A 17,890-nucleotide genomic window follows, 5' to 3' on the forward strand; every position below is an offset into this window, starting at 1 on the left:
TCCCTCAGGGGATAGTCGGTCACGAAACAGGACACAATCATGTCTAAAATTTTTGATTTCGTTAAACCCGGCGTTGTCACTGGCGACGACGTTCAGAAGATCTTCCAGGTCGCGAAAGAGAACAAATTCGCGCTGCCAGCGGTAAACTGCGTCGGCACCGACTCCATCAACGCCGTGCTGGAAGCTGCCGCGAAAGTGAAAGCGCCGGTTATCGTCCAGTTCTCTAACGGCGGCGCCGCGTTTATCGCCGGTAAAGGTTTCAAAACCGACAAGCCGCAGGGCGCGGCGATTTTCGGCGCCATTGCTGGCGCGCATCACGTTCACCTGATGGCTGAACAGTATGGCGTGCCGGTTATCCTGCACACCGACCACTGCGCGAAGAAACTGCTGCCGTGGATCGACGGTCTGCTGGACGCAGGCGAAGCGCACTTTGAGAAAACCGGCAAACCGCTGTTCTCTTCTCACATGATCGACCTCTCTGAAGAGACGCTGGAAGAGAACATCGAGATTTGCAGCAAATACCTGGCGCGTATGGACAAGCTGGGCATGACGCTGGAAATCGAGCTGGGCGTGACCGGCGGCGAAGAAGATGGCGTGGACAACAGCCACGTTGACGCTTCCGCACTCTACAGCCAGCCGGAAGATGTTGATTACGCCTACACAGAACTGAGCAAAATCAGCAAGCGTTTCACCATTGCTGCCTCTTTCGGCAACGTGCACGGCGTCTACAAGCCAGGCAACGTCAAGCTGACCCCGACCATTCTGCGCGACTCGCAGAAATACGTCTGTGAAAAACATGGCCTGCCGCACAACGCGCTGGACTTCGTTTTCCACGGCGGTTCCGGTTCTTCCGCAGCGGAAATCGAAGAGTCGATCAGCTACGGCGTGATCAAAATGAACATCGATACCGACACCCAGTGGGCCACCTGGGACGGTATCCTGCAGTACTACAAAAAGAACGAAGCGTATCTGCAGGCGCAGCTCGGCAACCCGCAGGGTCCGGACAGCCCGAACAAGAAATACTACGATCCGCGCGTCTGGCTGCGTTCAGCGCAGGCCTCAATGGTCGTGCGCCTCGAGCAGGCTTTCAAAGAGCTGAACGCCATCGATCGTCTGTAATCCGCCACGCGGGTTAACTGCACAGGCCAGATCTTCGGATCTGGCCTTTTTTTATCCTGCTATTGCGCTATTCCGCTCAAATTCACAGCAAATTCAACGCAGATTTGGCATATCCCCCGATTCTTGATTACCCTTGATAGCTGGTTTGCCGGAACTTTCTGGCTGTGATTTGACCTTCCCGGCAGGGAATTCAACAACAGGGCTCTCATATGGAAGACTTAAATGTCGTAGACGGCATACATAACGCCGGCGGCTGGCTGGTGCGCAATCAGGCGCTGATCCTCAGCTATGCGGTCAATATCGTCGCGGCTATCGTTATCCTGATTCTGGGGATGATTGTGGCGCGCATCATTTCACGCGGCATCAATCGCGTGCTGGTGGCGCGTCACATCGATAAAACGGTGGCGGACTTTCTCTCGGCGCTGGTGCGCTACGGCATTATCGCCTTTACGCTGATCGCCGCGCTGGGACGCGTCGGCGTGCAGACCGCGTCGGTCATCGCCGTGCTCGGCGCCGCCGGTCTGGCGGTGGGTCTGGCGCTGCAGGGGTCGCTCTCTAACCTCGCGGCGGGCGTGCTGCTGGTAACCTTCCGTCCTTTCCGCGCGGGCGAGTTCGTCGATCTGGGCGGCGTGATGGGTACGGTGCTTAACGTGCAGATCTTCTCTACCACCCTGAAGAGCGCCGATGGCAAAATCGTCGTGGTGCCGAACGGCAAAATCATCGCCGGCAACATCGTTAACTTCTCGCGCGAGCCGGTGCGCCGCAACGAGTTCATTATCGGCGTCGCCTACGACGCGGACGTAGATGAAGTGATTGCGCTGCTGGAAGAGGTAGTGAAGAGCGATCCGCGCGTGCTGCAGGATATGGGCGTGCAGATCGGCCTCAACGAGCTGGCCGCCTCGTCGCTTAACTTTGTGGTGCGCTGCTGGAGCAACAGCGGCGATCTGCAGAACGTTTACTGGGATCTGCTGAAGAACTTTAAGCGCGCGCTCGATGCGAAAGGCATCGGCATTCCTTACCCGCAAATGGATGTGCATCTGCATCAGGCTAGCCAGCCGGAAGCGGAAACCAAAGCGCCGTAACGAAACCGGGGCGGCGACAGCGTCGCCCCTATCAACCTGTCTAATGCCTGATTAATTTTTTCCATTTCCGCTAATAATCCCGCCTCTCTATACTCTCCTGCATCTCGCCGATGTAAGGAAAATCCTGTGTTATCTCTCTATTTACAAGGGCTTGCTCTTGGCGCCTCGCTGATTCTGCCGCTGGGGCCGCAAAACGCTTTCGTGATGAATCAGGGCGTAAAGCGCCAGTATCATCTGATGACCGCCTCGCTCTGCACCCTGAGCGACATTGCACTGATCTGCGGCGGCATCTTTGGCGGCAGCGCTTTGCTGCATCAGTCGCCGCTGCTGTTGATGCTGATCACCTGGGCTGGCGTGGCTTTTTTACTCTGGTACGGCTGGAATGCACTGCGCGCCGCGTTTAGCGGCCATGTCGATCTGGCCAGCAGCGGTGAGCTGACACAGAGTCGCTGGCGTATCGTCGCCACTATGCTGGCGGTCACCTGGCTTAATCCGCACGTCTATCTCGACACCTTCGTGGTGCTGGGCAGCCTGGGCAGCCAGCTGCCGACGCAGGCGGCGCGGCACTGGTTCGCGCTCGGCACCATCAGCGCCTCGGTGATCTGGTTTTTCGGCCTGGCGCTGATGGCGGCCTGGCTCTCGCCGCGCTTGCGCACCGCCGGCGCGCAGCGCGTAATCAACCTGCTGGTGGGCGCAGTGATGTGGATTATCGCCAGCCAGCTGGCGCTGCAGGGCGTAGCGAATTTCTGATTCGAATAGTCTGAAAGCGGCAGAACAGGATAAGCAAAACGCGAACTTTTGCGGTATAACACGTTCTTAGCAGTGCCTACTATCCCGCTCAGGCTCGAGCCTTTGATGCCGCGGCAAAACAGAGATTTCAAGGAGGACTTTCGTGAAACTGAAAGCACTGGCGCTGGTCGCCATGACAGGCGCGTTAGCGCTGCCGTTAAGCGCCCTGGCCGACGAACTGCCGAACGGCCCGCACGTGGTGACCTCTGGTCAGGCAACCGTGGATGCGCGCCCGGATATCGCCACGCTGTCGATTGTGGTTAACGTCTCTTCTAAGGACGCGGCGGACGCCAAAAAGCAGGCGGACGACCGCGTCGCGCAGTATTTCGATTTTCTGCAGAAAAACGGCATTGAGAAGAAAGATATCGATGCCGCCAACCTCAGCACCCAGCCGGAATATGACTACACCAAAGAGGGCAAGTCGGTGCTGAAAGGCTACCGCGCGGTGCGCCAGGTGCAGGTTACGCTGCGTCAGCTGGATAAGCTGAACGAGCTGCTGGACGGCGCGCTGAAAAGCGGCCTGAACGAAATTCGCTCGGTGGAGCTGGGCGTCACCAACCCAGACAGCTACAAGGCGCAGGCGCGCAAGGCGGCGATCGATAACGCCACGCAGCAGGCGGCGGCGCTGGCGGAGGGCTTCAACGCGAAGCTCGGCCCGGTTTACAGCATTCGCTATCACGTCGCCAACTACCAGCCGATGCCGATGGCGCGCATGTATAAAGCAGCCGCGCCGGCAGCGGATACCTCTGCGCAGCAGACCTACGAGCAGCAGAGCATTCACTTTGACGATCAGGTGGATGTGGTGTTTGACATCAAGCCGAACACGGCCGCTACGCAGCAGTAAAGGAAAGGGGCGCTCAGCGCCCCTTGCCTAAGGCGCACACCTACTCAGGCGGCCAGATTATCCTGACGCAGTACGCGATGGCCGTGTGAAATCAGCGCGTCGGTAACGCGGCGCATCAGGCGGCTCTCCGGCGCAAAGCGGTGCCAGTAAAGCATGCGGCGCTGGCACAGGCCGGGCGTCAGATCCAGCAGCTCGCCGCTCGCCAGTTCGCGCTCGATCTGCAGATGCGGGATCATACAGCAGGTCGAACCCTGGCGCGCCAGCTGCACGAAGGCTTCCGACGAGTTAACGATATGGCAGGGCACGCTGCCGGGCGAGAGATCGAAATTCTGCTGCAGAAAAGCCTGGTGCATGTCGTCGAGATGGTCGAAAGCGACCGCCGGGGCTTTCAGCAGCGCCGAGCGCGTCACGCCGTTGGGGAAGTAGCGCGCGGCGAACTCGGGCGAGGCGACGAACAGGTAGTCGAGCGCGCCAAGCTGATCGACCAGGCAGCTCGGCAGCGGCTGCGGCTGAATACTTACCGCGCCAACCACTTCGCCACGGCGCAGCCGCTCCTGGGTACGAGTTTCATCTTCAACCTGCAGATTGAGGCGCACCGGCGAGTCCGCCAGCACCTCTTTTAACGCCGGCAGCAGCCAGGTCGCCAGACTGTCGGCGTTGACCGCCAGCGACAGCAGCAGCGGCGTCGTGCCGCCGTTTTCGTCGCTCAGCCACTCCTCTTCCAGCAGCTCTACCTGATGCAGCAGCGCCAGCAGCTTCTGTCCCTGCTCGGTGGGGCGCGGCGGCACGGTGCGCACCAGCAGCGGCTGACCAAACAGGTTTTCCAGCTGCTTGATGCGCTGGGAGACGGCCGACTGCGTAATGCATAATTTTTGTGCGGCGCGCTCAAAGCCGCGTTCGCGAATCACCGCATCCAGCGCCTGAAGCGTTCGATAATCGGGGCGTTTCATTATTGTTCTCTCTCGTTCAGGATGGACGATACTATGCCATAAAAAATTCATCTGACGCGCTGTGCGCCGGATCTTTACGCGCGCCGCGCCGCAGAAAAGGGGCCGCCAGCGCCATTTTTGCGGGCCGGCTTGCAAAGCGATCACGTCAGCCTAAACAGCCGCGCACATTCGGCAAGCGTTGCTTTATACTACGCGCACTTCGTTGTCGCACAGGTTATAAACATATCATGACCCAGGATGAACTGAAAAAAGCCGTAGGCTGGGCCGCGCTGAAATATGTGCAGCCGGGCACCGTCGTCGGCGTCGGCACCGGCTCTACCGCTGCGCACTTTATCGATGCGCTCGCCACCGTGAAACATCAGATTGAGGGAGCAGTCTCCAGTTCGGAAGCCTCCACGCTGAAGCTGAAAGCGCTCGGCATTCCGGTGTTCGATCTCAACGAGATTGACGATCTGGCGATCTACGTCGACGGCGCGGATGAGATCAATCCGCAGATGCAGATGATCAAAGGCGGCGGCGCGGCGCTGACGCGCGAGAAAATCGTGGCGGCGGTGGCGGATAAGTTCATCTGCATCGCCGACGCCTCGAAAGAGGTGGACGTGCTGGGGCGTTTTCCGCTGCCGGTCGAGGTGATCCCGATGGCGCGCGCCTATGTCGCCCGTGAACTGGTTAAGCTCGGCGGCCTGCCGGAGTATCGCCAGCATGTCGTCACCGACAACGGCAACATTATTCTCGACGTGCACAATCTGCGCATTCTCGATCCGAGTGCGCTGGAAAAAACCATCAATGCGCTGCCGGGCGTGGTCACCGTCGGGCTGTTTGCCACACGCGGCGCCGATATTGCTCTGATCGGCACGCCAGACGGCGTGAAAACCATCGAAAAATGATCTGTCCGGCGCGTTCAGCGCGCCGGTTATTTGCACGCGCAAAATATCTTTTCTTACATCGCCTAAATTCGGTGACTTATGTCACATAACCGTCATCGACAGCAGGTTCGTTCTTTGTTACCGGTTCAGCTCCCGATTTTCTGTGGCAATGTGCTGGGCGCAGGCCTCCCCGTGCTGGCGGCAAGGCAAACGGTTGTCTTGCCGCAGGCGTAAATTTTGATATTTTGACAGAAGGCGCGCTTATGGCGGCCATTGTTGAAATCACAATAGGGTCGGGGAAATGGCAAAGGTATCACTGGAAAAAGACAAGATTAAATTCCTGCTGGTGGAAGGCGTGCATCAGAGCGCGCTTGAGAACCTGCAGGCGGCAGGTTATACCAACATTGAATTCCATAAAGGCGCGCTGGATGCCGATGCGCTGAAATCCTCCATTCGCGATGCGCACTTCATCGGCATTCGCTCCCGCACCCAACTTACGGAAGAGATCTTCGCCGCGGCGGAAAAACTGGTCGCCGTGGGCTGCTTCTGCATCGGCACCAACCAGGTCGACCTTAACGCAGCGGCGACGCGCGGCATTCCGGTGTTTAACGCGCCGTTCTCCAACACCCGTTCGGTCGCCGAGCTGGTGATCGGCGAAATGCTGCTGATGCTGCGCGGCATTCCCGAAGCGAACGCCAAAGCGCATCGCGGCATCTGGAATAAAAACGCCCTGGGCTCATTTGAAGCGCGCGGTAAAAAGCTGGGCATCGTTGGCTATGGCCATATCGGCATGCAGCTCGGCGTGCTGGCGGAAAGCCTGGGGATGCACGTCTACTTCTACGACATCGAAAACAAACTGCCGCTGGGCAACGCTACCCAGGTGCGTCATCTGGCCGACCTGCTCAATATGAGCGACGTGGTCAGCCTGCACGTGCCGGAAACGCCTTCTACCCAGGATATGATCGGCGCGCAGGAGCTGGCGCAGATGAAGAAGGGCGCGCTGCTGATCAACGCCTCGCGCGGCACCGTGGTGGATATTCCGGCGCTGTGTGACGCGCTGTCGAGCAAGCATCTTTCTGGCGCCGCTATCGACGTCTTCCCGGTTGAGCCCGCCACCAACAGCGATCCGTTCACTTCGCCGCTGTGTGAATTCGACAACGTGATCCTGACGCCGCACATCGGCGGTTCGACCCAGGAAGCGCAGGAGAATATCGGGATTGAAGTCGCGGGCAAGCTGGCTAAATATTCCGATAACGGCTCTACGCTCTCTGCGGTCAACTTCCCGGAAGTGTCGCTGCCGATGCACGGCGCCAGCGCCAGCCGTCTGCTGCACATCCACGAGAACCGTCCGGGCGTGCTGACGGCGATCAACCAGATCTTTGCCGAGCAGGGCATCAACATCGCCGCGCAGTTCCTGCAAACCTCGCCGCTGATGGGGTATGTGGTGATTGATATCGACGCGCCGCAGGATCGAGCGGACAAAGCGCTGCAGCTGATGAAGGCGATTCCAGGCACCATCCGCGCCCGTCTGCTTTACTGATCGCGCATTATGCAAAAAGGGCCGGCAACGGCCCTTTGATGCAAATCCCGCTTATTCCCACTGCCACAGCCGCGACGGCGTCAGCACCGCGGGCAAAGGCACATCCCACGCCGCCGTCGGCAACTGCTCCACCTGCTGACAATCGTGCGCCACCCCAACGGGTAAGAACCGATGCTGCCGCCAGTTCTGCAGGGTGCGATCGTAGAAGCCGCCGCCCATGCCGAGGCGCTGCCCGCTGCTGTCAAAGGCCACCAGCGGCACCATCATCACATCCAGCTGGTCCAGCGTAATCAACGCACGAATATCGAGCGGCGGTTCGGGAATACGCAGTTTATTCGGCGTCAGCACCGTTTCCGGCGTATAGCGCAGAAACAGCAGATGACCGGCGGCGAACGGGTGCAGCACCGGCAGATAGATCTGTTTTTTCTGCTGCCAGAGTTTAGCGATAAGCGGGCGGGTATTGATTTCGCCGTCAACCGACAGAAACAGGGCGATATGGCGGGCGTTGGCAAGAGGAGCGAAGTTAACCGCGTGTTCCGCCAGCAGCGCGGCGGCCTGGACCTGCTGTTCTTCCGTCAGGGCGCGGCGCAGATGGCGCACGTGCTGACGCAGAGCGTGTCGATCGAGCAGTGAGGGCTGTGACATGGGAACCCCGTTGATAAGTCGCTGATTGAGCAACTATATCATTCACAACGGGGAAAAACAGATGCAGAAGGTAGAGAGATCTCCGAGATGCCGCCGCAGGCTGTAACCCTTGAACCCTTGGTTCAAGGTGAATGTGCCGTCGCAACCATCAGGCTTCTCGGACGGACCGAGCATGCTCACAGGTTACAGAGCGCCACACTCTGTTGGTATGAAATATCGGCTCAGGGGACTGGCCCGCTTGCAAACATCTCAGAGAAAATGGACTTCACCGTTACTGTAGCACAGCAACCATAAAGTATTATTCGAACTTCGCACCCTGGCGGTCGGTTATGCGACCTTGCTCAACAAGAGCCTGTTCAATGGTCTGCTGCAGCATACGGATACGTTGTTCCATATTAGCAGCATAATCGCGCGTTTTCACTTTCTCTTGCGCCAGTTCATGGCAGATGTTTAACGCGGCGATGAACACCAGTTGCTCGGTATTTGTGACTCTAGTGCGAACTTTTAAATCTTGCAACCGTTGATTGAGATCATCGGCAGCCGCATTCAGCGCATCTTGCTGTTCAGGCGGACAATTCACTCTCAATGAACGACCAAAAATTTGTATATCTACTGGTTGTGCAGACATGCCACCTTCCTGACTGATTACTTCGCCCGCAGCTCCCTTTATGCTCAATGCGTTGGGAGGCGGGCAACTATATAGACCCGCGAAATAACTTACAACCCCTTTTCTGGAAACCTTGAGGCAGCTAGTGGTAGCATAACACGAACTTATTCTGCCAACGACGACGAATCCTTATGTCTTTACAGAACGCAACCCCCGATTATAACGCGCTGGCTTCGGCGCTCTCTCAGCAAGGCGTGGGGATGACGCCAGCGGAAATGCATGGCCTGATCAGCGGAATTCTGTGCGGCGGCAATCAGGACAACAGCTGGAAAACGCTGGTGCACGATCTCACCAACGAAGGGATGGCGTTTTCACAGGGCCTCGCGCTGCCGCTGCAGGCGCTGCATGAAAGCACCGCCAGCACGCTGGAAGACGAAGGCTTTTTATTTCAGCTGATGCTGCCGAACGAAGAGGATATCAGCGTCTTCGACCGCGCCGACGCGCTGGCGGGCTGGGTGAACCACTTCCTGCTGGGGCTGGGCGTTACCCAGCCGAAGCTGGAAAAAGTGACCGGCGAAACCGGCGAAGCGATCGACGATCTGCGCACCATCGCACAGCTTGGCTACGATGAAGACGAAGATCAGGACGAGCTGGAACAGTCGCTGGAAGAGGTGATTGAATATGTGCGCGTGGCGGCACTGCTCTGCCACGACACCTTCAATCATCCGCAGCCGACCGCCCCCGAAGTGAAAAAACCGACGCTACACTAAGCCAGATATCTCAGGGCGCGGACGTGCCCGTTTCTACAGGGAGTGCAAACATGATTTCTCTGGATACTTTCCAGCAGCGTCGTCAGGCGCTGCTGGCGAAAATGGCTCCGGGCAGCGCCGCCTTGATCTTTGCCGCGCCGGAAGTGACCCGCAGCAACGACAGCGAATATCCGTTCCGTCAGAACAGCGACTTCTGGTACTTCACCGGCTTCAACGAGCCGCAGGCGCTGCTGGTGCTGATTAAAAGCGACGAGACGCACAACCACAGCGTGCTTTTCAATCGCGTACGGGATCTCACGGCGGAAATCTGGTTTGGCCGTCGGCTGGGGCAGGACGCCGCGCCTGAAAAGCTCGGCGTCGATCGCGCGCTGCCCTGGGATGATATCGACCAGCAGCTGCATCTGCTGCTGAACGGGCTTGATGTGGTCTATCACGCGCAGGGCGAATACGCCGCGGCGGATGCGCTGGTCTTCGCCGCGCTCGGTAAACTGCGCCGCGGTTTTCGCCAGAACCTCAGCGCGCCGGCGACGCTCACCGACTGGCGTCCCTGGGTGCATGAAATGCGCCTGTTTAAGGGGCCAGAGGAGATAGATATTCTGCGCCGCGCCGGAAAAATCAGCGCGCTGGCGCACACCCGCGCGATGCAGGCCTGCCGTCCCGGCCTGTTCGAATATCAGCTGGAAGGGGAGATCCACTACGTTTTCAACCAGCACGGCGCGCGTTTTCCCTCCTATAACACCATCGTCGGCTCGGGCGAAAACGGCTGCATTCTGCACTACACCGAAAATGAGAGCGAACTGTGCGACGGCGACCTGGTGCTGATTGACGCCGGCTGCGAGCTGCACGGCTACGCTGGCGACATCACCCGCACCTTCCCGGTAAACGGCCGCTTCACCGCGCCGCAGCGCGCGATCTACGACATCGTACTGGCCTCGCTCTACAAGGCGCTGGCGCTGTTCCGCCCTGGCGTCAGCATCCGCGAGGTCAACGAAGAGGTGGTGCGCATTATGATTGCCGGGCTAGTGGAGCTGGGCATTCTGCAGGGCGAGGTAGAGACGCTGTTCGCCGAAGAGGCGCACCGTCCGTTCTTTATGCACGGACTGAGCCACTGGCTGGGGCTGGACGTGCACGACGTCGGCCATTACGGCACCGCCTCGCGCGACCGTATCCTTGAGCCCGGTATGGTGCTGACCGTGGAGCCAGGGCTTTACATCGCGCCGGATGCCGATGTACCGGCAGAGTATCGCGGCATCGGCATTCGTATCGAAGATGACATCCTGATCACCGAAACCGGTAACGAAAATCTCACCGACAGCGTCGTTAAAGACGCAGATGCGATTGAGGCGCTGATGGCAGCGGCGCGTCCGGCATGAGCATTATCATTGTCGGCGGCGGTATGACCGGCGCGACGCTGGCGCTGGCCATCTCCCATCTGACGCAGGGTCAGCTGCCGGTAACGCTGATAGAAAACAGCGCGCCCGACAGCCGCGCGCATCCGGGCTACGACAGCCGCGCTATTGCGCTGGCGGCCGGCACGCGGCAGCAGCTGGCGGATATCGATCTCTGGCGCAGCATTGACGCGTGCGCCACGCCCATTACCACGATCCACGTCTCCGATCGCGGGCACGCCGGCTTCGTTACCCTGCACGCGGAGGCGCATCAGATCCCCGCGCTCGGCTATGTGGTGGAGCTGTTCGAGGTGGGCCAGCGGCTGTTCAACAGGCTGCAAAGCGCGCCGGGCGTCACTCTGCGCTGTCCGGCGCGGGTAACCGAGGCGCAGCGACGGCAGGATAGCGTGCAGGTGACGCTGGAGGATGGCGAACAGCTGGAAGGGGCGCTGCTGGTGGCCGCAGATGGCTCCCGCTCGCCGCTCGCCGCCTCGCTCGGCATCCAGTGGCAGCGCGAGGATTATCAACAGCTGGCGGTGATCGCCAACGTCTCGACCGAGCTGCCGCATCAGGGGCGCGCCTTCGAGCGCTTTACCGAGTACGGCCCGCTGGCGCTGCTGCCGATGTCGGACAATCGTCTGTCGCTGGTGTGGGCTCATCCGCTGTCGGCGCGCGAAAAGGTGGCAGCCTGGAGTGACGAAGAATTTCTGACGCAGCTGCAGCGCGCGTTCGGCTGGCGGCTGGGGCGTTTTACCCATACCGGTCAGCGCGAGAGCTATCCGCTGGCGCTGCAGAGCGCCACGCAGCAGGTGTCGCACCGCCTCGCGCTGGTGGGCAACGCGGCGCAGACGCTGCATCCTATCGCCGGTCAGGGGTTCAACCTGGGACTGCGCGACGTGATGTCGCTGGCGGAAACGCTGGCAGCGGCGCATCGTCAGCAGCAGGATATCGGCAGCTATGGCGTGCTGCATCGCTATCAGCAGCGCCGCCAGCCCGATCGTGACGCGACTATTACCCTCACCGACGGGCTGGTGCGGCTGTTCGCCAACCGCTACGCGCCGCTGGTGGCGGGACGAAATCTGGGGCTGTTGGCAATGGATCATCTGCCGTGGCTGCGTAATCAACTGGCTGAGCGCACGCTTGGCTGGGTTAAGCGTTAACTAAGGGGCACCGATGCAAAGTTTTGATGTGGTCATCGCCGGCGGCGGCATGGTAGGACTGGCGGTCGCCTGTGGATTACAGGGCAGCGGGCTGCGCGTCGCCGTGCTGGAAAAGTCGGCGGAGCCGCAGTTCGACGCCAGCGGCGCGCCGTCGGTGCGCGTGTCGGCGATCAACGCCGCCAGCGAGCGACTGCTGCAGAAGCTCGATGTCTGGTCCGATATTCTGGCGCGACGCGCCAGCGCCTATCACGGCATGGAAGTGTGGGATCGCGACAGCTTCGGCGCCATTAGCTTTGATGACGAGCAGCAGGGGCTGACCCATCTCGGGCACATTATTGAAAACCCAGCGATCCACAGCGCGCTCTGGCAGCGCGCCAGCCGCTGCAGCGACGTGACGCTGATGGCGCCTTCGCAGCTGCAGCAGGTGGCGTTCGGCGAAAATGAAGCCTTTATTACCCTGCAGGACAACACCATGCTGACGGCGCGTCTGCTGATCGCCGCAGACGGCGCCAACTCCTGGCTGCGCAACCAGGCCGACATCCCCTTAACCTTCTGGGATTACGAGCACCATGCGCTGGTGGCGAATATCCGCACCGATCTGCCGCATGACGCGGTGGCGCGGCAGGTGTTTCACGGCGACGGCATTCTGGCGTTCCTGCCGATGCAGGATCCGCACCTCAGCTCAATCGTCTGGTCGCTGTCGCCGCAGGAGGCGAGCCGCCTGGCCAGCATGCCGCAGGCGCTGTTCAATCAGCAGCTGGCGGTGGCGTTCGATATGCGGCTCGGACTCTGCCATCTGGAGAGCGAGCGCAAAACCTTTCCGCTGACGGCGCGCTACGCGCGCCAGTTCGCCACGCACCGTCTGGCGCTGGTGGGCGACGCCGCGCACACCATTCATCCGCTGGCAGGGCAGGGCGTGAATCTCGGCTTTATGGACGCGGCGGAGTTGATTGGCGAGATCCGCCGCCTGCATCAGCAGGGCAAAGATATCGGCCAGCATCTCTACCTGCGCCGCTACGAGCGCAGCCGCAAAAGGAGCGCGGCGATGATGCTCGCTGGGATGCAGGGCTTCCGCGAGCTTTTCGCCGGCGTCCACCCGGCGAAGAAGCTGCTGCGCGATCTGGGATTAAAGCTGGCGGATACCCTGCCAGGCGTGAAACCGGCGATGCTGCGTCAGGCGATGGGGCTGCACGACCTGCCTGACTGGCTGCGTTAAGCCTCTCGTTTCCTCTCTGAGCCAGCCCTGCGCTGGCTTTTTTACGCCTGCACCAAAAAAGAGCAGCGCTGCACAATGAGCGCGCCTCGTTTGATTTATTCTAATTTTACCGCAGCGTTCGCATTACTTTTCTTTATAGCAGGAATCCCTGCGCCGATGAGGTTATTAACAATCTGCGCGCTATTCCTGATTATCTTGCTGCGTTAAAGCCGCAGCGTCCGATTTCCTGCGCGGTAAATCACAAAATCACAGTTTATTATGCTGAGTGCTTTGCGTGCACCGCAACGGGCATGCTTCAATTCGGCCCTGTACAGCTTATGGTTAAATCGTCTTTTCAATGATAACGTCAGGGAAAAGAGAACGTTTGCGCGGGCTGCCGCCACGGCGCTGGCCGCCCAAAACTTACCCGCTTCGCGACAGGATGGTTATGACTCAGCAAACCCCGTTGTTTGAACAGCATCAGGCCTGCGGCGCCCGCATGGTGGACTTCCACGGCTGGATGATGCCGCTGCACTACGGCTCGCAAATGGACGAGCATCATGCCGTGCGTCAGGACGCCGGGATGTTCGACGTCTCCCATATGACTATTGTCGATCTGCGCGGCGCGCAGACGCGCGACTTTTTGCGCCATCTGCTGGCAAACGACGTCGCCAGGCTGACGCAGCCCGGCAAAGCGCTCTACACCGGCATGCTTAACGCCTCCGGTGGCGTCATTGACGATTTGATTGTTTACTTTATGACCGATGACTTTTTCCGGCTGGTGGTCAACTCGGCGACGCGCGAGAAAGATCTGGCGTGGATCGGCGAGCACGCGCAGGCCTGGGGCGTGGCCCTGACGGAGCGCGACGACCTGGCGCTTATTGCCGTTCAGGGGCCGCAGGCGCAGCAGAAAGCGCAGACGCTGTTCAGCGACGAGCAGCGCGACGCGGTGGCCGGCATGAAGCCCTTTTTCGGCGTGCAGTCCGGCGACCTGTTTATCGCCACCACCGGCTACACCGGCGAAACGGGCTATGAGATCGCGCTGCCCGCCACGGCGGCGGCCGACTTCTGGCAGCGTCTGCTGGCGGCGGGCGTCAAGCCTGCTGGGCTGGGGGCGCGCGACACGCTGCGGCTGGAAGCAGGCATGAACCTCTACGGCCAGGAGATGGACGAAGGGGTCTCGCCGCTGGCGGCCAATATGGGCTGGACGGTGTGCTGGGAACCCGCCGATCGCGACTTTATCGGGCGCGAGGCGCTGGAGCTGCAGCGCGAAAGGGGCACCGACAAGCTGGTGGGCCTGATCATGACGGAGAAAGGGGTGCTGCGTAACGGTCAGCCGGTGCGCTTCACCGATGCGCAGGGGCAGTCGCAGCAGGGGATTATCACCAGCGGCTCCTTCTCGCCGACGCTCGGCTGCAGCATTGCGCTGGCGCGCGTGCCGGCAGGCATTGGCGAGAGCGCCATCGTCGAGATCCGCCAGCGTGAAATGCCGGTAAAAGTGACCAAACCTGTTTTCGTACGCGGCGGCAAGCCGGTTCAGTAATCTATTTTCAGGAGAAATGGCGATGAGCAATGTGCCAAACGAATTGAAGTACCGTGACAGTCATGAGTGGGTGCGTAAGGAAGCGGACGGCACCTTTACCGTCGGCATTACCGAACATGCTCAGGAGCTGCTGGGCGATATGGTGTTCGTCGACCTGCCCGACGTCGGCAACACCTACGCCGCAGGCGACGAGTGCGCCGTGGCGGAGTCGGTCAAAGCCGCGTCCGATATCTATGCGCCGCTTAGCGGCGAAATCGTCGCCGTGAACGAAGAGCTGGGCGACGCGCCGGAGCTGGTCAACAGCGAACCTTACGCCACCGGCTGGCTGTTCAGAATCAAGCCCAGCGACGAATCTGAACTCGATTCGCTGCTGGACGCAGACGCCTATAAAGCCTCTATCGACGAATAAGCCACAGGGCGGCCAGGCGACGCTGGCCGCGTTTCAATGATTCGCCTTCTTTGTACTTCAGCCCGATTCAGGATTGACTGCTCATGACCCAGACTTTAAGCCAGCTCGAACATAACGGCGCCTTTATTGAACGCCATATCGGTCCCTCGTCGGAACAACAGGCGTTGATGCTGGAGGCGATTGGCGCCAGCTCGCTGGATGCGCTGATCGGCGCCATCGTGCCGGCCGACATTCAGCTGCCGGGCCCGCCCGCCGTCGGCGACGCCGCGACCGAGCAGCAGGCGCTGGCCGAGCTGAAGGCGATCGCGAGTCAGAACCAGCGCTACAAATCCTGGATCGGCATGGGCTACAGCGCGGTGGTGACGCCGCCGGTGATCCTGCGCAATATGCTGGAAAACCCAGGCTGGTACACCGCCTACACCCCCTATCAGCCGGAAGTGTCGCAGGGGCGCCTCGAGGCGCTGCTTAACTTCCAGCAGCTGACGCTCGATCTCACCGGTTTAGACATCGCCTCTGCTTCGCTGCTGGATGAAGCGACGGCGGCGGCGGAAGCGATGGCGATGGCGAAGCGCGTCAGCAAGCTGAAAAACGCCGCTAAATTCTTTATCGCGGAAGATATCCATCCGCAGACGCTGGACGTGGTGCGCACCCGCGCGGAAACCTTCGGCTTCGAGCTGATTATCGATCGCGCCGACAAAGCGCTGGAGCATGATGACGTGTTCGGCGTGCTGCTGCAGCAGGTCGGCACCACCGGCGAGGCGCACGACTACAGCGCGCTGATCGCCGAGCTGAAAAGCCGCAAAGTCGTGGTCAGCGTCGCGGCCGACTTTATGGCGCTGGTGCTGCTGGAAGCGCCCGGCAAGCAGGGCGCGGATATCGTCTTTGGATCGGCGCAGCGTTTCGGCGTGCCGATGGGCTACGGCGGCCCGCACGCCGCCTTCTTCGCCAGCCGCGACGAGCACAAACGTTCAATGCCGGGACGTATTATCGGCGTCTCGCGCGACGCCGCAGGCAACACCGCGCTGCGCATGGCGATGCAGACGCGCGAACAGCATATCCGCCGCGAAAAAGCGAACTCCAATATCTGCACCTCGCAGGTGCTGCTCGCCAATATCGCCGGGCTGTACGCGGTCTATCACGGCCCGAAAGGGCTAAAGCGCATCGCGTCGCGCATTCATCGTCTGACGACGATCCTTGCGGCCGGCCTGCAAAACGGCGGGCTGAAGCTGCGCCACAACAGCTGGTTCGATACCCTGACGGTTGAGGTGGCGGACAAAGGCGCGGTGCTGAACCGCGCGCTGAGCTTTGGCGTCAACCTGCGCAGCGATATTCATCACGCCGTCGGCATCACGCTGGACGAAACCACGCGTCGTGAAGATGTGCAGGCGCTGTTCGCCATTCTGCTCGGCGATGACCACGGCCAGGATATCGACAAGCTCGACGCCGCCGTGGCGGCCGACAGCCAGGCGATCCCCGCCGCGCAGCAGCGTCAGAGCGCCATCCTGACCCATCCGGTGTTCAACCGTCATCACAGCGAAACCGAGATGATGCGCTATATGCACAGCCTGGAGAAAAAAGATCTGGCGCTGAACCAGGCGATGATCCCGCTCGGCTCCTGCACCATGAAGCTGAACGCCGCGGCAGAAATGATCCCCATTACCTGGCCGGAGTTCGCCGAACTGCATCCTTTCTGCCCGGCAGAACAGGCCGCCGGCTACCTGCAGATGATTGGCCAGCTGTCACAGTGGCTGGTGCAGCTCACCGGCTACGATGCGCTCTGCATGCAGCCCAACTCGGGCGCGCAGGGCGAATACGCCGGGCTGCTGGCGATCCGCCGCTATCACGAAAGCCGTAACGAGGGCGCGCGCAATCTCTGTTTGATCCCGAGTTCCGCGCACGGCACTAACCCCGCGTCGGCGCAGATGGCGGGCATGGAGGTGGTGGTAGTGGCCTGCGACAAGCAGGGCAATATCGATCTTGGCGACCTGCGCGAGAAAGCGGCGCAGGCGGGCGAGCATCTCTCCTGCATTATGGTGACCTATCCGTCGACGCACGGCGTGTATGAAGAGACCATTCGCGAGGTGTGCCAGATCGTGCATCAGCACCGCGGCCAGGTCTATCTCGACGGCGCTAACATGAACGCACAGGTCGGCATTACCACGCCGGGCTACATCGGCGCGGACGTGTCGCACCTGAACCTGCATAAAACCTTCTGTATCCCGCACGGCGGCGGCGGTCCAGGCATGGGGCCGATCGGCGTGAAAGCGCACCTGGCGCCCTTTGTGCCAGGTCACAGCGTGGTGCAGATCGACGGCGTGCTGACGCAGCAGGGTGCGGTTTCCGCGGCGCCGTTCGGCAGCGCCTCTATCCTGCCGATCAGCTGGATGTATATCCGCATGATGGGTGCAGAGGGGCTGAAGCGCGCCAGCCAGGTCGCCATTCTCAACGCTAACTACATTGCCAGCCGCCTGCAGTCGGCCTATCCGATCCTCTATGCCGGCCGCGACGGCCGCGTGGCGCACGAGTGTATTCTCGACATTCGTCCGCTGAAGGAGCAGACCGGCATCAGCGAGCTGGATATCGCCAAGCGTTTGATCGATTATGGCTTCCATGCGCCGACCATGTCGTTCCCGGTCGCCGGCACCCTGATGGTGGAGCCGACCGAGTCCGAGAGCAAAATCGAGCTGGATCGCTTTATCGACGCGATGCTCGCTATCCGCATGGAGATCGACCGCGTGGCGGACGGCGAATGGCCGGCAGAGGACAACCCGCTGGTTAACGCGCCGCATACCCAGGTTGAAATCGTTGGCGAATGGCGCCACCCCTACAGCCGCGAGCTGGCGGTGTTCCCGGCGGGCAGCGACAACAAATACTGGCCGACGGTGAAGCGCCTCGACGACGTGTTCGGCGATCGCAACCTGTTCTGTTCCTGCGTGCCGATGAGCGACTATCAGTAAACGCCGCGTCACACCGACCACAAGGG

Annotated in this window: 16 protein-coding genes and 1 other RNA gene; 13 read left to right on the forward strand and 4 right to left on the reverse strand. The window is 60.6% G+C overall.

From position 1 onward, the window contains the following. The first annotated feature begins 39 nt into the window (after positions 1-39). From fbaA to B2J69_RS17385, 4 genes are all read left to right on the forward strand, one after another. Positions 40-1,119 (forward strand): class II fructose-bisphosphate aldolase, encoded by a 1,080-nt coding sequence (gene fbaA, locus B2J69_RS17370; protein WP_081140892.1) that lies wholly within the window; start codon positions 40-42, stop codon positions 1,117-1,119. A gap of 209 nt (positions 1,120-1,328) precedes the next feature. Beyond that, the gene (mscS, locus tag B2J69_RS17375) at positions 1,329-2,201 is read left to right on the forward strand and encodes a small-conductance mechanosensitive channel MscS (protein ID WP_081140893.1); all 873 of its coding nucleotides are present in this window, start codon (positions 1,329-1,331) and stop codon (positions 2,199-2,201) included. Between the two features lie 126 nt (positions 2,202-2,327). Beyond that, positions 2,328-2,951, forward strand: a complete 624-nt coding sequence (gene argO / locus B2J69_RS17380; protein ID WP_081140894.1) for an arginine exporter ArgO — start codon at positions 2,328-2,330, stop codon at positions 2,949-2,951. Positions 2,952-3,093: 142 nt separating this feature from the next. After that, positions 3,094-3,834 carry an oxidative stress defense protein gene (locus B2J69_RS17385; RefSeq protein ID WP_081140895.1) on the forward strand — a complete coding sequence of 247 codons (741 nt, stop codon included), beginning with the start codon at positions 3,094-3,096 and terminating at the stop codon, positions 3,832-3,834. Between the two features lie 44 nt (positions 3,835-3,878). Here B2J69_RS17385 and B2J69_RS17390 read toward each other — a convergent pair whose 3' ends face one another. Further along, positions 3,879-4,784 carry a LysR family transcriptional regulator ArgP gene (locus tag B2J69_RS17390; protein WP_081140896.1) on the reverse strand — a complete coding sequence of 302 codons (906 nt, stop codon included), beginning with the start codon at positions 4,782-4,784 and terminating at the stop codon, positions 3,879-3,881. A 227-nt stretch (positions 4,785-5,011) separates the two neighbouring features. Here B2J69_RS17390 and rpiA point away from each other — a divergent pair, with 227 nt between their 5' ends. Continuing rightward, entirely contained in the window at positions 5,012-5,671 is a 660-nt protein-coding gene (gene rpiA / locus B2J69_RS17395; RefSeq protein WP_081140897.1) for a ribose-5-phosphate isomerase RpiA, read from the forward strand. Positions 5,672-5,951: 280 nt separating this feature from the next. Beyond that, positions 5,952-7,190 carry a phosphoglycerate dehydrogenase gene (gene serA / locus B2J69_RS17400; protein ID WP_081140898.1) on the forward strand — a complete coding sequence of 413 codons (1,239 nt, stop codon included), beginning with the start codon at positions 5,952-5,954 and terminating at the stop codon, positions 7,188-7,190. A gap of 51 nt (positions 7,191-7,241) precedes the next feature. Here serA and B2J69_RS17405 read toward each other — a convergent pair whose 3' ends face one another. From B2J69_RS17405 to zapA, 3 genes are all read right to left on the reverse strand, one after another. After that, complete coding sequence (locus B2J69_RS17405) at positions 7,242-7,835, reverse strand: 5-formyltetrahydrofolate cyclo-ligase (RefSeq protein WP_081140899.1); 594 nt, start codon at positions 7,833-7,835, stop codon at positions 7,242-7,244. 75 nt (positions 7,836-7,910) lie between these two features. Beyond that, positions 7,911-8,094: non-coding RNA, 6S RNA (ssrS, locus tag B2J69_RS17410), on the reverse strand. A gap of 39 nt (positions 8,095-8,133) precedes the next feature. Then, the gene (gene zapA / locus B2J69_RS17415; RefSeq protein ID WP_081140900.1) at positions 8,134-8,463 is read right to left on the reverse strand and encodes a cell division protein ZapA; all 330 of its coding nucleotides are present in this window, start codon (positions 8,461-8,463) and stop codon (positions 8,134-8,136) included. A 170-nt stretch (positions 8,464-8,633) separates the two neighbouring features. Here zapA and B2J69_RS17420 point away from each other — a divergent pair, with 170 nt between their 5' ends. The 7 genes from B2J69_RS17420 (at position 8,634) to gcvP (ending at position 17,864) form a co-directional block, all read left to right on the forward strand. Then, positions 8,634-9,212, forward strand: a complete 579-nt coding sequence (locus B2J69_RS17420) for a YecA/YgfB family protein (RefSeq protein WP_081140901.1) — start codon at positions 8,634-8,636, stop codon at positions 9,210-9,212. 50 nt (positions 9,213-9,262) lie between these two features. Continuing rightward, a complete protein-coding gene (gene pepP / locus B2J69_RS17425) occupies positions 9,263-10,585 on the forward strand; it encodes a Xaa-Pro aminopeptidase (protein ID WP_081140902.1) in 1,323 nt (440 codons plus the stop codon). Next, entirely contained in the window at positions 10,582-11,760 is a 1,179-nt protein-coding gene (gene ubiH, locus B2J69_RS17430) for a 2-octaprenyl-6-methoxyphenyl hydroxylase (RefSeq protein WP_081140903.1), read from the forward strand. Before pepP ends, ubiH begins: the two co-directional genes overlap by 4 nt. Before the next feature lie 13 nt (positions 11,761-11,773). Continuing rightward, positions 11,774-12,976, forward strand: a complete 1,203-nt coding sequence (ubiI, locus tag B2J69_RS17435; protein WP_081140904.1) for an FAD-dependent 2-octaprenylphenol hydroxylase — start codon at positions 11,774-11,776, stop codon at positions 12,974-12,976. A gap of 427 nt (positions 12,977-13,403) precedes the next feature. After that, on the forward strand, positions 13,404-14,498 hold the full coding sequence (gene gcvT / locus B2J69_RS17440) for a glycine cleavage system aminomethyltransferase GcvT (protein WP_081140905.1): 1,095 nt from the start codon (positions 13,404-13,406) through the stop codon (positions 14,496-14,498). A gap of 22 nt (positions 14,499-14,520) precedes the next feature. Next, a complete protein-coding gene (gcvH, locus tag B2J69_RS17445; protein ID WP_081140906.1) occupies positions 14,521-14,907 on the forward strand; it encodes a glycine cleavage system protein GcvH in 387 nt (128 codons plus the stop codon). Between the two features lie 83 nt (positions 14,908-14,990). After that, positions 14,991-17,864: an aminomethyl-transferring glycine dehydrogenase gene (gene gcvP, locus B2J69_RS17450; RefSeq protein WP_081140907.1), complete on the forward strand. Its 2,874-nt coding sequence runs from the start codon at positions 14,991-14,993 to the stop codon at positions 17,862-17,864. Positions 17,865-17,890: the final 26 nt, after the last annotated feature.

This window comes from Pantoea latae, from assembly GCF_002077695.1.
Taxonomy (GTDB): domain Bacteria; phylum Pseudomonadota; class Gammaproteobacteria; order Enterobacterales; family Enterobacteriaceae; genus Pantoea; species Pantoea latae.